This window comes from Methanobrevibacter sp., assembly GCF_051877095.1.
Taxonomy (GTDB): domain Archaea; phylum Methanobacteriota; class Methanobacteria; order Methanobacteriales; family Methanobacteriaceae; genus Methanocatella.
Genome location: NZ_JBJEIO010000005.1, coordinates 356,728 through 370,839 on the forward strand (window position 1 = coordinate 356,728; position 14,112 = coordinate 370,839).

Below are 14,112 nucleotides of genomic sequence, written 5' to 3' on the forward strand. Positions count from 1 at the left end.
TTTGGAAAGTAATTCTTTAGAAAAATACATCTAAAGAACTTTGTTTGGATTTATCACTTTCAAACAATGAGTTAATACCATATTCCTGTATTTCTAAACGTTGTTTTAAGTAATGTGAAACAGGATATCTATTAACAAGCTCTTGTGATATTTCAAGGTATTTAGTAACTGATCCTTTTGAAACGGACAGTATTAAATTACCTCCACATCTACATTTTCCAGTAAGTGGCATTCTCCGGTATTTAGCACCACATTTAGGACATCTTACTTTTTGTTTGGAAAATGCTCTTGAGTTACCCATAATGTCAGGTAAGAAATGAGATGATAAGACCTTTTCCACAACTCCTCTTTGATCAACTGCTCTAATAGTCTCAGCAAGTGCAATTTGAGCTTCAACTTTTTCTCGCATTGATGGTAATCGTTTATATAGGCAAACAGTAGGTCCTGCGTGAATACTTGAAGTATGATGGGAAAACATCAATCCTTCGTATTGCTGTGGGGTTCCTAAATGCATTTCTACATTATCAATATATTCTAAAACCTCCGCAGGCTTATGGGGAGTATAAGTTTCTTCATAAAACTCTACAGGGAATCTTTCAAAGATATCTAAATTATGTGATTCATCATCTATTTCTTCTGGATCAATTCTTGAAGATAAAACTAAAGGAGCATCCATACTTCCTCCTCTAGTATTTGGTAAATATGATTTTGAAAAGTTAATTAATGCATCTAATAATAGCATTACAGCATCTTCGTCACTATCACAGTTTCTACGTTTTGCTGAGTGGAAGTAAGGATGAGCATAGCAGCCCAATGCTTTTGTAAATCCAACAATTCTTCCAAGTACTCCTGCGGATGTGTGAGGAGCAAGTCCTGCGACTAAATGTCCAATTAAGTCACTTTTTTCTTTAACGTTATAGAATGGTTCCATATGATAATATCTTTCAAGCTCGTCGTCGATAAATTGTGCAGTATGTAGTAAATATTCACCACAATTGTTTGAAATAACGATATCTTGAACTTTAAGCTCAATGATTTGGTCTTCATTTTCAATAGGATTTCCATAACAATCTTTTTCATAACCCATTTCTAATAATTTTTCGACTGTAACTCCAATTTCACTTGGAATGAAGTGAGTAAGTGGCAAGTCAGTTGAGTCGTGTCTAATGGTTCCATCTTTAAAAGTAAATACTTCATGTTTTGCTCTAAGTATTCCTTTTTCAATAGGTTCTGGTAATTTAGATTCTGAAATCATACCAATTACACCTTTAACTTCATCAACACGTCTTACTTTGACATTATCTGATGCTTTTTTAAGCATAGCCGCAAGGGGAATAGTTTTTTGGGATGGTTTTCCCATTTCAGTTGGACTACCACATTTAGGGCAAAGTGATCCAAATGAACTGATTCCACAATTTGGATTTGTACATTTTCTTCTAGAAATATCTACTTTAATACTTCCTTTTTTAGCAGCTGTAGCTACAAGTCTTCTAGAACCACCATTATTTCCAATAGGTATTAACCCATGAGGTGCTGGTCTCATCAATCTTTCTTTTGATTTTTCAGGTCTACCTACACGAGTACCAATATATGCTGGTGCTTTATTTTTAATTTCGACAGGTGAAATTTCATTTACAGCATCTAGAGTGGTTTCTTTATTGGCTAATTTTTTAGATAATGTCACTAAAAGTGAATAAGAGTGATCTTTGTCAATAATAATTTTATTATCTCGTATGGTATGGGGAACACCTATTATTTCAAGAATTCTTTTTTGATATGATAAATCAAGTTGCATTCCTTTATCTTTATTGAATGTTGGTTTACCTTTTTCAATTAAATCAATTAATGAATTTAAATCTTCAATTGTTACATCATTGTAACAGTATGTGTATTTAGGATGAAGTGGAATGTTATACTCTTTAGATAAGCTAAATGCCTCAATGGATGATAAATATTCATATTCAAGTCTATGTAAATCTAAATTGTTATTTTTCTCATCGAAATTTTCGCTTCTCATTAATAGTTGAATCCACCATTCTTCACACCATCCAGATGGATATAATGGTTGATTGTTTCTTAAAAATTCTCCGAATGCAACAAGCATGTCTCCAAGGAATAATATTTCAACAACATCTTTTTTAACTTCTCGTGCTTTTTTTACAGAATCGAGAATTAAGACATCTCCATTTTTGAGTTTAACTGTAGGTCCTTCAATTGAATCTACAGGAACCACACAATTACCTTTTCCAGGATATTCAATTTTGAGTTGTGTTCCAACTGCTAAAAAATCAAGTAATGCCATTGTTGCTGGGTGAACTCCCATAGTTGCAAGACCAGTATTTCTAGATCTACCATATCTTAATCTAAATGCACCTTTTTCAGAAGGATATCCAAGAATTGGTCTTCCACCAATGATGTCTTGAATATATTTAGGTTCGCTAACAATATCTGAATCATTAGAATCCTCTTTTACATCATCTTTTTTAGGTTTGGAATATTCTTCAAGCCAATCCCAGTCAAGACCTAATTTGTTTGAAATCTTTTTGATTTTTTTAGATTTCTGAATAACTCCTTCAACCATAGCAAGAAGTGCTCCACCACGAATGTTGTTAGTTTCAACACGTTCTAAATCACGGTGAGATACTTCTACTTTATCAGTTTGTTCTCCTGAAACTTCTACAGGAATGTGAGTTGCTGCAAATCTCACTTCTTCTGGTGTTGGTGAGTATTGTAAGTTTGTAACTTCTGATTCGTATAATTCAACTTCTTCTACGTATCTTTCGATTTCATCATCGATTGGTTTGAATGCATCAATACCAATAGCTCGCCTAATTTTATCACCTAAAAGTACTGCTAGTGCAGCTGCAGTTCCTCCTGCACTCCTAATAGGTCCTGCGAAATATACTCCTATATATTTTGTTCCATCAAAGTTGTCTTTAATTTTAACATCAGAAATTCCTTCAAGGGGTGCTGCTACTACTCCTTCTGTGAGAATAGCAAGTGCAGTTCTGAGGCCTTGATCACATCTTTGTTCGGTATCCCATTCAGCTTTTTCGCCGGTAAGTTCAAATTCACCAGAGGCAATCTCTGCTGCAATTTCAAAGGCAACTTCTTCTCTTGTAATATCTTGTTCTAATGTTTTAATTCTTTTAGCTACACCTTCAGGACCAACAAGCCCTTCTACTCTTTCAGCTAAATCCTTTGCTAGAGGTACTTCAGTCTCTATTTCAACATCTAAACCTTTTGATCTGGCTTTATTAGCTATTTCGTATAGGTGATGGGTATCAGATTCTAATCTATCAAAATAATCCATGGTATCGCCACAAGTCCAAAATTAATTTATCATATAATTTATTGTTTTTCCTAATTTAATAATGTTTGTAATTTTAAGAATCACTATTAAACTCTATATTTAAAAATACTTAAATATAGAAAAATCTAAAATTTTTAAATGTAATTTGTTGTTGAATTTTTAATTAATTTTGCTATTTTGGTGATTTTAATGCCTAGTGATAAAGCGATTAATGCTATGTATGGCAGTAAAATGAAATTAGACTTGGATAAACTAAAAAAGTATCGTAAAACTGAAGAAGTAAGTGAAACAAAATCTGTTAAAGCGGATTCTGAAAAACCTGTTGATGTTTCTAAAAATGTAATTGATAAAGAAGAATCTTCTGAAGAAATTTCTGATAAAGTAGTTGAAGAAGTTTCTGAAAAACCTATTGATGTTTCTAAAGATGTAGTTGAAGATAATATAAAAGAAGAATCTTCTGAAGAAATTTCAAAAAAACCTGTTGAGGGTTCTAAAGAGGAAGTTAAGAAAGAAAAATCTTCCAAAAAAATTGATTCTAGTATTGTAGATAATTTGAAAAATATATTAAGTGAGAAAGAAAAGAAATTATCTAACCAATCTCAGGAACTTAATTACTTAACTAATAAAGTAATTCCTAATCTTAAAAAGGAAAATGCTAATCTAAAGGATATTAAAACAGAATTAACTGATGCTCTTGAAAACTCAACTAGGAAATATTTTGAGCAATTAGATATTAATGTGGATTTAAGTAATAAAATTGGAAAAATTGGTGCTGAAAGTGCTGTTAACAAGGTAAGAGCAGATAAATTTGAAGTTGAAATTGAGTCTGTTAAAGAGAAATTACAAGCTAAAATAAATCAATATAAAGAGAAACTAGATTCAATTAATATTGATGAGTTGAAAAAAGAGAATAGTGTTTTGTCTAGAGAGTTAGATGATGTAAACTTAGAGTTAGATAAAGCTAAAAAAGATAATGCTGAGCTTTCTAATGAGATTAAAACTTTAAGAGATGAAATAATTAAACTAGGTAATTATAAAGAAGAAGTAAATCAGCAAGTTAAGAAAGAAATTGAAGGATACAAAGAAGAAATTTCATCACTTACTACTCAACTTAGACTTAAGGAAAGTAGTTATGATAAGTTATCTAATGGGTCTAGTAAAACTATTTCAAGTTTGAAAAAGCAAATTACTAAACTTGAAGAAGACTTGGAAAAAGAATCCAATAAAGGATTATTTAATAGATTTAAATAGGTGATTAATTTCATCTAATTTATTTTTTTTAAAATGACAAATGATAATTATTTTATGAATGAGGCTATTTGTGAAGCTCAAAAATCTTTAAAAGATGGTGGACTTCCAATTGGGGCTGTTCTTGTTAAAAATAATAAGATAATATCTAGAGGACATAATCGGTTGATTCAAGATAATTCTGTAGTTTTACATGCAGAAATAGATGTACTTGAAAATGCTGGCTGTTTAACCTATGAAGATTATATTAGATGTACACTTTATACAACATTATCTCCATGCTCCATGTGTTCTGGTGCTGTAATATTATATAATATACCACGAGTTGTAATTGGTGACAATGTTACTTTAATGGGTGCTGAGAATTTACTTAAGTCTAATGATGTTGAGGTTGTTGTATTGGATAATCCAAAATGTAGGGAGTTATTTTTAAATTTTATTAAAGATAATCCAAATGTATGGGAAAAAGAGCTTAAAAGAGTGGGGAATACTACTGAGGTGAGATAATGGAGATTATTGTAACAAATGAAATGGATGAGAGATTTATTGAACTTTGTAAATCTTTTGATTGTTTCTTAGATGATCCTCAAGTAGTTTTGCTTCTAAATAACTTTGGCAAAACTGTTGGTTGTGCTAGTTTTAAAGTGCATGATGCAGATTCTGCTGAGATTACTACATTATTTTTAAATTCATACGATGATCGTGAGAGAATAGCGTATAAATTAATCAGACAACTTGAGAAAATAGCTATGGATTATGAATTTAAAAGTGTAATTGTTAATTTTGATAGTAATGAGGATATTCTAATTGAAATCTTTAAAAAATTAGATTATAAATTTATTGATGAACTTTTAATGAAAAAAGAATTTAAAAGTTTAATTTAATGTTTAAATTCACTGATAATGTGGTGAACTTTTTTTTTAAAATCAAAAAAAATTAAGTTTTAGATATATTGAAACTTTCTTTATAACTAACTAAATAATTATAGAAAATTAAGAAAAAAATAAAATTTAAAAGATTAAGCTTCTTGTCTTAATCTTTTTACAACGAAATCTTTGTCTAAGCTTAACAAGAATGAAGCTGCTCTTGGGCCTTGTTTTTGACCAAGAATCATTTTATAAATAGCTTGGAATCCTTTTTGAGGTTTTAATTCTTGTGCTTCTAAGATTTCATACATTGCATCGTGTAATTGTGTTGCTTCTGAAAATTCATTGTTTTCCATTAAATCAGCTAAATCAGTTAAGAATTTGGTTTGCTCATCAGTTAATGGTAATTTTGGAATGTTTTTCTCTTGTACTTGGAATTTTACAAATTTAGGCGCATAAGTATCTAACCAGTAAATTACATTGTCAACTCTTTCACGATATTGAGCTAATTCTGTTTCAGTTAAATCGTCAAATTCTTTATCTTTAAAGCTTTTAGATAATTGTGAGTTTCTTTTTAAAATTCCATAGATTTTTTCTAAGTCATCACCAGCTATTTGATAAGCATTAACTAAAAATCTGAAAGGTGGTCTAAATGGCAATGGGCTGCCTTCATGGATTTGCACGATTTCATAGATTTCTTTGAATTTTTTACCTTCTTTTTCAGATGGTGCTTCTTCTTCATCGTAGAATACTTTTTCAACTGTATCAAATTGGTCAATAAAGTCTAAAAATGACATTTTTGGTGAAAAATCTTTTGCTTTCATTGGTTTGGATCTAAATAAGTAATAGTTAAGACTTTCAGCAGGTCCAATTTTTAACCATTCTTCAGGAGCAAAGAATACTCCATGAGATTTACTCATTGCTTCACCATCAAGAGTAATCCATTCATATGGAACTGGATATGGTGCAGGATAATCAAAGATTTTTTCTGAAATAATACTACTTACATCATAAGATCCTCCACTAGCTGCATGGTCTTTTCCAAATGGTTCACATGTAGTTCCAAAGATTTTCCATCTTGCTGCCCATTCTACTCTCCAAGTAAGTTTACCGTTACCAGATTTAATATCCATTTCACCATCATGGCCACATTCACATCTATATTTAATAATGTCTCCATCATGATCATAAGCATAAGTTGTATTTACACGTCCACATTCATCACAAATTGGATTGTAAGGTAACCAGTCTTCTGCTAATGGTTCTCTCCTGTATTCGTTGAAGATTTCTTTGATTTCATCAACATGTTCAAGAGAAGTTCTAATATAATCATTGTAAATGCCACTTTTATACATTTCAAAACCTGATTTGGTTTCCATTTCAATTCCATAATCATCCATTACAGTAAGTAAAGGTTTTTCAAAGTGTTCTACAAAATTAGCACAACAACCATCAGGACATGGAATAACAGAGTAAGGCATACCTAGATATTTATCATAATCTTCAGGAAGTGGATATGGTACTTTTCTTAATGGATCGTGGTCATCTGCAATCCAGATAGTTTTTGCTTGTTTTCCGAGTTCCCTTAATTTTTTTCCAATTGCATTAGCAATAAATATGTCGCAAGAGTTCCCAATGTGTATTGAACCTGAAATAGAGGTTCCACTTGCAATAACATGTTCTTCTACATCTCTTTGTGCTAATTCTTTAGCTATGTTTTCAATCCAATGTGTCATTTATATTCACCGTTTTTTAATAAAAAAATTATCATAAAATAAGTTATATTAAATTAATATTTGTTAGTATTTATATAAAAAGATTAAGTAAAAGTAGTCTGTTTTCAACGTTGGGTTGGTTTTTAGTATAAAAAAAGAAGGAAAGGATAGATATAATTTATCTATTTAATCAATTCAGAATCAGATTTATCTAACCATTCATTAACGATTTTTACTGCACAGTAGTTACCACACATGGTACAGGTGTCTTCTTCTTCAGGTGGCCTTTGATCTCTTTTTGCACGTGCAGCTTCAGGGAACATAGCACATGCATATTGTCCTTCCCAATCAAGATTTTTACGAGCTTCAGCCATAGCTAAATCTTGTGAACCATCGATTTGACCAGTTGCTAAGTCACCAGCATAAGCTCCGATTTTTGTTGCAATTACTCCTTCTCTTACATCATCAGGGTTAGGAAGAGCAAGGTGTTCAGCAGGAGTTACATAACAAATAAAGTCTGCTCCAGCTTTTGCAGATGACGCTGCACCGATTGCAGATACTATATGGTCATAACCTGGTGCTACATCACATACAATAGGTCCAAGCATATAGAATGGAGCATTGGAACACATTTTCTTTTGAATCATAACATTTGTAGGAATTTCGTTAATAGGGATATGTCCAGGTCCTTCAATCATACATTGCACTCCAGCTTCACGTGATTTATCAATTAATTCTCCTAAAATGATTAATTCTTGGATTTGAGCACGGTCTGTTGAATCAGCAATAGATCCTGCTCTCATACCATTAGCAAGTGAAAGAACAACATCATGTTCTTTAGCTAATTCTAAAACATAATCGAAGTTTGAGTATAATGGATTTTCTTTTTCATTTTCAACAATCCATCCGGACATGAATGATCCTCCACGAGATACAAGTCCAGTTACACGACCTTGTCTTTTGAGTCTAGTTAAAGTTTCAATATTGATACTACTATGAATTGCCATGAAATCAATACCATCTTTTGCTTGTTTTTCGATAGCATTGAATAAGTCATCTTCAGTCATGTCAACTACAGAACCATGTTTCCTAATACTTTCAATAGCTGCTTGATAAACTGGTACGGAACCTACTGGTAATGGGGACATGTCAAGAACTCTTCTTCTGATTTCATCTAAGTCTCCACCAATACTTAATTCCATTAAACAGTCTGCACCGTGGTCAATTGCAATTTGTGCTTTTTGCACTTCTTCATCAAAGTTAACAATATCAGTTGAAGTTCCGACTGTTGCATTTACTTTAGTTCTAAGTCCTGCACCAATACCTGAAGCTTCAATGTTTCTGTTTACATTATTAGGTATTACGATTGTACCTTTTGCTACTGATTTTAAAATAAACTCTTCTGAAACATTTTCTATTTCTGCAACATGTTTCATTTCTTCAGTTAAAATTCCTTTTTTAGCATCACTAATTTGAGTCATGTTATCACATTATTTTGTTAAATAATATTTAAAATAATCAAATTTATTTTAATTAAATTTAATTTCAATTTGATACTTTTTTATATTTATTTATTAGTATTTAAATTAGTTGGTTGGCCTTTAATTAAATTAATATTGATATGTATCAATTTTTTTTGAAAAAATAGTATTTTTAGTTTTTAAATCTTAAAATAAAGTGATATTGATAAAAATAAAGTGTAATTTAAAAAAAGTTAAAAGAAAAATAAATTTAGTAAAATTCATTCATTCTTTCAAATGCCTCATCAAAAGTAGGCATATTGGTTTGGCAACCTTGGTGTTCAACTATAAATGAGGATACAGTTGATGCAAATTTTGCAGATGATTCTAATGATTCACCATTTAAGAATCTTGATAAAAATCCTGCTCTATAAGAATCTCCAGCACCAGTAGGGTCTGTGGCATTTGTTTTGATAGCATCAATTTTTATTTTATCTTCATTTGAATAAATTTCACTACCATGGGCTCCACAAGTTTTAACTATTATTTTTGGACCTAATGCTCTAAGACCATCTAAATCTACTTCAAGAGATTCTAAGATTCTACCAATTTCATGATGATTTCCAAAAAGAATAGTAGTATTTTCAATAACATCTTTTAACTTTTTGATATCATACATTCCAAGATCTTGACCTGGATCGAATGAAACAAGTAATTCTTCATTTTTAGCTTCTTCAGAACATCTCCAATTGAAATTAGGATCTCCTGTTGCTAAATGTACTGCTTCAGTATTTTTAATTGCGGAGGTAGGTACTTTGCTTTCTGCAAATTCACGAGCAGCGCCCCAATAGAAGTAACTAATTTGGTCTTCATTATCATCAGTTAAGACAAATGCAGTAGGTGTTGATTCTCCAGGAACGATAATTAAAGAATCAGTGTCAATATCTAAATTTTGCATATGTTCATAATATTCAGTTTTTTTGAAATCTCCACCAACTGCTGAAACTAAAGAAGTTTTTAATCCTAATTTCGCTCCAACACAAGCAACATTTGCAGCAGCTCCACCATTAAATGTTTTCATATTGGTTATTGGAGCTGAAAAGTTTGTTTTTGGGAATTCAGGCACTCTAATAATGTAATCATGAGCAGAGTGACCAATAGCTAGTAAATCTCTGTTTTTTACCATAATATCGCCTTTTAATCTTTTAATTTTATAATTGTTTTTTATCATTATTTAATAGTTTTGAAAAATCAATGTATGATAAATCATGAAAAAACGTAGTCATTATAATTGTAATTGATAATATGTTATATAAGTTTATTTTTTTATCTAAGAGCAATTGAAAAGTAATTTACATTGGTGTAAATCCTTGTTTTTCAATTTTCTTTTGTCCTTCATTAGTTAAATATCTAATGAATTCATCAATATTAGGTTTGTCTTCGTTAATTTTAACTAAACTAATTACATGTCGTGTATCAAATTTTAAAAGTTCATTTCCTTTAAAATAACTTGCATTTAAAAAAGTATATAAATTTTTAGAGTTTTTAACTTTTTTATATGCATCAAATTGTGAGCTTACACTTTCTTTAATGTTAATAGATATGTCATAATGTTTTAGACTGTCCCATGCAAGTCTTTGTGCAGATCCAGATACACTTATAAAATCAAGATTTTCTAAATCTGAAATACTCTCAATTTTTTTAGAATTTGGGCTTGAAACAAGGACAAGATAATCATAAGCTATTGGATAAAAATTTATATCTCTTTCAAATGCTATTAATGGATCATCTAATGTTAAGATATCAACGACACCTCTTTTTGCAAGTTCAAATGCATCTTCATCGTTGCTACTATAAATATTAGTTTTAAAAGGTAGGTCAATACTTTCTAAAAGACCGGTACTGATGTGACCTCCAACGATGTTGATTGTAGGGGTTTTTTCAATTTGGATAACATATTTTTTAAATTCATTTAATAATTCCAATCCCTCTTTTGTAAGTCCAGTACCATTCCCTTTTCTTTCCGTAAGTTTAAATCCTAATTTTTCTTCTGCTTTAAGTATTCTCCTATTAAATACTGTATGGGATATATTTAGTTCTTTTGCAGACATTCTTTGAGAATTAGTTTTTGATAGTGAATTAAGACTTTCATATAATTTATATCCATAAACTTCACCGTTTATATCTAAACTTATTAATCCTTTACTTTCAAATTCCATCAATTATAAATAAAATTTTAATCATAATTAATAATATCGATTTGGGGATTGAATAAAATGGAAATTATGAAAAGTTCTATTAAGGTCATATTGGAAAATATTGTTAAAGCTGAAGAATTTTTAGATGAAAAGGCAATTGATGAATTTGAAGATATAATTATTAATTCAAAAAATATCTTTGTTACTGGTGCTGGAAGATCAGGGCTTGCTGCTAAAGCTTTTGCAATGAGATTAATGCATTTAGGTTTAAGTGCTTATGTTGTAGGGGAAACTATTTCTCCAGCTATTTATGAAGATGATTGTATTATTGCGATTTCAGGTTCAGGTGAAACAAATACAATTGTTTCTGCTGCAAAAATTGCTAAAAATAGAGGTTCAAAAGTCCTAGCTTTAACATCTTATCCTGAGTCTACTTTAGGACAATTATGTGATGCTTTTATTCTTGTTAAAGGAAGAACTAAAAAAGAAGTAGATGATGAAAATTATATGAAACGTCAAATTCATGGAAATTATACTTCTTTAACTCCTTTAGGTACTGCATTTGAATTAACTACTTTGGTATTTTTAGATGCTATTGTTTCTGAATTAATGGAAAAAATGCAACAAACTGAAAGTGATTTAAAAGCAAGACACACAGTTTTAGAGTAATTTAATCAAAAATTACTCTATTTTGATTATTATATATATTACAACGTTGGCCTCTTAGGAATCCAACAAGTGTTACATTTCCTTTTTTTGCAATATTATATCCTGAATTTGCAGGTGCAGCATTTGATGCTAAAATTGGCACACCTGCCCTAGTCATTTTTATTACCATATCTGCTGGCATTCTTCCACTGTAAATCACATAGGAATGATTTAGATCAAAGCCATTTAGCAGACCATATCCAATTACTTTGTCAACAGCAACGTGACGGCTAACATCTTCTTTAACGACAAATTTCCCGTCATATACAATTCCTGCAACATGTGTTCCACCAGTAGCTTGCCAGATTTCTGCATTATTTTTCAATTCTTCAATTCTATCAATTAATTCTTTAACATTAACCTGTAAGTCAGAGTTAACTGGTTTTACTTCTTTAATTTTACTTCTCCAGCCACCTGCAGAATCAGAACATAATACTGTTTCATTTGTTTTAAGTAATGTATCATCAATTTTTACATTGATTTGAGCACCATCAATTTCTATTTTTTTAATGTCGTCAAGGGATTTAACCATATTTTCATTAAATAAGTATCCAACTGTAAATTCTTTAAGTGAATCTTCAATCGCAGATAAACTACGTGAAATATTTCTATTTATTGTTAATGTAATTGTTTCGTCTTTTACAACATTTTCTTTTACATTTTCATGTCTATTATTCTTATATTTTATAGCATCTATTTCTTCAATTTTCATTTTTTTCCTCATATAAAATATATCAATTGTTATATTTAAATTATTTTATAATTAATAATATATTATATATTATTAATAGTTAATGAGATGATGATATGAATATAGATGATTATGATGAACAGTTAAAAAAAGCAGTTGAGTTTCATGGTGAGCTATGTGGAGGCATAGCTATTGGAACTAAACTTGGAATGTATGGTCTTGAGTTATTGGGCATGGAATTAAATAAAAGACATAAAAATTTAATTGTAATTTTAGAAAGTGAAAGATGTACTTCAGATGGTATTCAAGCTGTAACTAAATGTAGTATTGGTAAACGATCTTTAAAATTAGCGTATTATGGTAAGTTTGCTGCTACTTTTTATAATATGGATACTGGTGAAGCTTATAGGGTTTCAGATGCTGATGCAAATAAAAAGGATAAATCTAAAGAAACAAGAGAAGAATTAGTTGAAAGGTTTAGAATCACTCCTCCTGAAGAATTATTCAATGTTGAAAAAGTTAAAGTTAAACAGTTTAATGAGGCTCAAAAACCTGGGGGTGTTCATGCTACTTCTTGGTGTAGTGTTTGTGGTGAAAAAATTACGGATAACTATCATTTGCTTAGAGCAGGTAAACCAATTTGTGAAGCTTGTGCAAATGAATCTTATTATGAAGTTATTGAATAATAACTTTAATTTTATTTTTAGGAATATAACATCATAATTCCTAATTATTAATCAATTAAATTTTTTTTCTTTTATTAACGCTTATTTTTAATATACATAAATTATATATTTAAATTTAAAAAACAAAGGATATTAATTCAAAAATAAGTAAAAACAGAACTTTAGCATGATGTTAGTACTATTCATCATGATTTATCATTAATTTTACTTTATAATTCTTATTATTTAAATATTTCTTTTATTTTCTAATGACAAATCCTTTATATATTAAACTAGTAATATAGACTCATAATACTTTGAACATCTTATGAAATGTGGAATTCATTAGTATTATAAAAAATTTAATTTAAAAGGGAATAAAAGAGGTTGATAAAATGAGTTCATTTAAAAGTCCAGCTGAAGTTGCAAAAGTAATATCTAAAACAGCTGGAGCAAAAAACTCTGCAAATATTGTTAATGTAATATTGCTTTCTTTCTTAGCAGGAGCATATATCGCATTTGGTGGTTTATTAGCTGTAGTTTCAAGCGCAGGTATGCTTAAAGCTGGCGCTCCACTCGGTTTAGAAAAATTTGTATTCGGTGCAGTGTTCCCTGTAGGTTTGATTATTGTTATTCTTGCAGGTTCTGAATTATTCACTGGAAATGTTATGTTTATGGTTTTAGGTGTTTTAGACGGATCTGCTTCTATTGGCGGTCTTGCTAAAAACTGGGTTGTTAGTTGGATTTTCAACTTTGTTGGAGCTTTATTCGTTGCATACGTTTTAGCTTACATGGGAGGAATTTGTCCTACCGATGCAACCGCACCTGCTTATGCTATTTCTGCTAAAGCTATTGCAGTAGCAGAAGGTAAAGTAACTATGCCTTTCACTGTAGCTTTAATTAAAGCTATTGGTTGTAACTGGTTAGTATGTTTAGCTGTATGGTTAGCTAACGCATCTGATGATGTAATTGGTAAAATACTCGGTATTTGGTTCCCAATTATGGCTTTCGTTACAATCGGATTTGAGCACAGTGTTGCAAACATGTTCTTTATCCCATTAGGTATGTTCTTAGGAGCTAATGGAGTAACTTGGTCCACTATTATTGTAAACAATTTAATCCCAGTTACTATTGGTAACATTATTGGTGGAGGACTTTTCGTAGCTTGTATTTATTGGTACACTTTCCTTAAAGAATAAGCTTGTTAAATTGAACATTAAGAAGCTTATAATTTAAGCTTCTTTTAAA

At 30.3% G+C, this 14,112-nt stretch carries 12 protein-coding genes; 6 read left to right on the top strand and 6 right to left on the bottom strand.

The features are described from left to right. Positions 1-16: 16 nt before the first annotated feature. The gene (polC, locus tag ACI389_RS04750; protein ID WP_439780394.1) at positions 17-3,313 is read right to left on the bottom strand and encodes a DNA polymerase II large subunit; all 3,297 of its coding nucleotides are present in this window, start codon (positions 3,311-3,313) and stop codon (positions 17-19) included. Between the two features lie 189 nt (positions 3,314-3,502). On the opposite strand from polC, the gene ACI389_RS04755 reads away from it, so the two are divergent. From ACI389_RS04755 to ACI389_RS04765, 3 genes are read left to right on the top strand one after another with little or no spacing between them, the layout of a single operon-like run. After that, on the top strand, positions 3,503-4,564 hold the full coding sequence (locus tag ACI389_RS04755; RefSeq protein ID WP_439780395.1) for a hypothetical protein: 1,062 nt from the start codon (positions 3,503-3,505) through the stop codon (positions 4,562-4,564). A 33-nt stretch (positions 4,565-4,597) separates the two neighbouring features. After that, positions 4,598-5,068: a nucleoside deaminase gene (locus tag ACI389_RS04760; RefSeq protein ID WP_439780396.1), complete on the top strand. Its 471-nt coding sequence runs from the start codon at positions 4,598-4,600 to the stop codon at positions 5,066-5,068. Further along, the gene (locus ACI389_RS04765; protein ID WP_439780397.1) at positions 5,068-5,445 is read left to right on the top strand and encodes a GNAT family N-acetyltransferase; all 378 of its coding nucleotides are present in this window, start codon (positions 5,068-5,070) and stop codon (positions 5,443-5,445) included. Before ACI389_RS04760 ends, ACI389_RS04765 begins: the two co-directional genes overlap by 1 nt. A 134-nt stretch (positions 5,446-5,579) precedes the next feature. Here the strand turns inward: ACI389_RS04765 and lysS are convergent, their stop codons facing one another. The 4 genes from lysS to ACI389_RS04785 form a co-directional block, all read right to left on the bottom strand. Next, entirely contained in the window at positions 5,580-7,163 is a 1,584-nt protein-coding gene (gene lysS / locus ACI389_RS04770) for a lysine--tRNA ligase (protein ID WP_439780398.1), read from the bottom strand. Positions 7,164-7,324: 161 nt separating this feature from the next. After that, on the bottom strand, positions 7,325-8,623 hold the full coding sequence (gene thiC, locus ACI389_RS04775) for a phosphomethylpyrimidine synthase (RefSeq protein WP_439780399.1): 1,299 nt from the start codon (positions 8,621-8,623) through the stop codon (positions 7,325-7,327). A 250-nt stretch (positions 8,624-8,873) separates the two neighbouring features. Continuing rightward, the gene (locus ACI389_RS04780) at positions 8,874-9,788 is read right to left on the bottom strand and encodes a carbohydrate kinase family protein (RefSeq protein ID WP_439780400.1); all 915 of its coding nucleotides are present in this window, start codon (positions 9,786-9,788) and stop codon (positions 8,874-8,876) included. Positions 9,789-9,954: 166 nt separating this feature from the next. After that, the gene (locus ACI389_RS04785) at positions 9,955-10,821 is read right to left on the bottom strand and encodes a LysR family transcriptional regulator (RefSeq protein WP_439780401.1); all 867 of its coding nucleotides are present in this window, start codon (positions 10,819-10,821) and stop codon (positions 9,955-9,957) included. A 57-nt stretch (positions 10,822-10,878) separates the two neighbouring features. Here ACI389_RS04785 and hxlB point away from each other — a divergent pair, with 57 nt between their 5' ends. Then, positions 10,879-11,469: a 6-phospho-3-hexuloisomerase gene (gene hxlB, locus ACI389_RS04790; RefSeq protein ID WP_439780402.1), complete on the top strand. Its 591-nt coding sequence runs from the start codon at positions 10,879-10,881 to the stop codon at positions 11,467-11,469. A 1-nt stretch (position 11,470) separates the two neighbouring features. On the opposite strand, the gene fdhD is transcribed toward hxlB, so the two are convergent. Further along, the gene (fdhD, locus tag ACI389_RS04795) at positions 11,471-12,220 is read right to left on the bottom strand and encodes a formate dehydrogenase accessory sulfurtransferase FdhD (protein WP_439780403.1); all 750 of its coding nucleotides are present in this window, start codon (positions 12,218-12,220) and stop codon (positions 11,471-11,473) included. A 95-nt stretch (positions 12,221-12,315) separates the two neighbouring features. Between fdhD and ACI389_RS04800 the strand changes: the two genes are divergently transcribed. Next, positions 12,316-12,885: an FmdE family protein gene (locus ACI389_RS04800; protein WP_439780404.1), complete on the top strand. Its 570-nt coding sequence runs from the start codon at positions 12,316-12,318 to the stop codon at positions 12,883-12,885. A gap of 374 nt (positions 12,886-13,259) precedes the next feature. Beyond that, positions 13,260-14,063, top strand: coding sequence for a formate/nitrite transporter family protein (locus ACI389_RS04805; protein WP_439780405.1), 804 nt, complete (start codon positions 13,260-13,262; stop codon positions 14,061-14,063). The last annotated feature ends 49 nt before the right edge of the window (positions 14,064-14,112 follow it).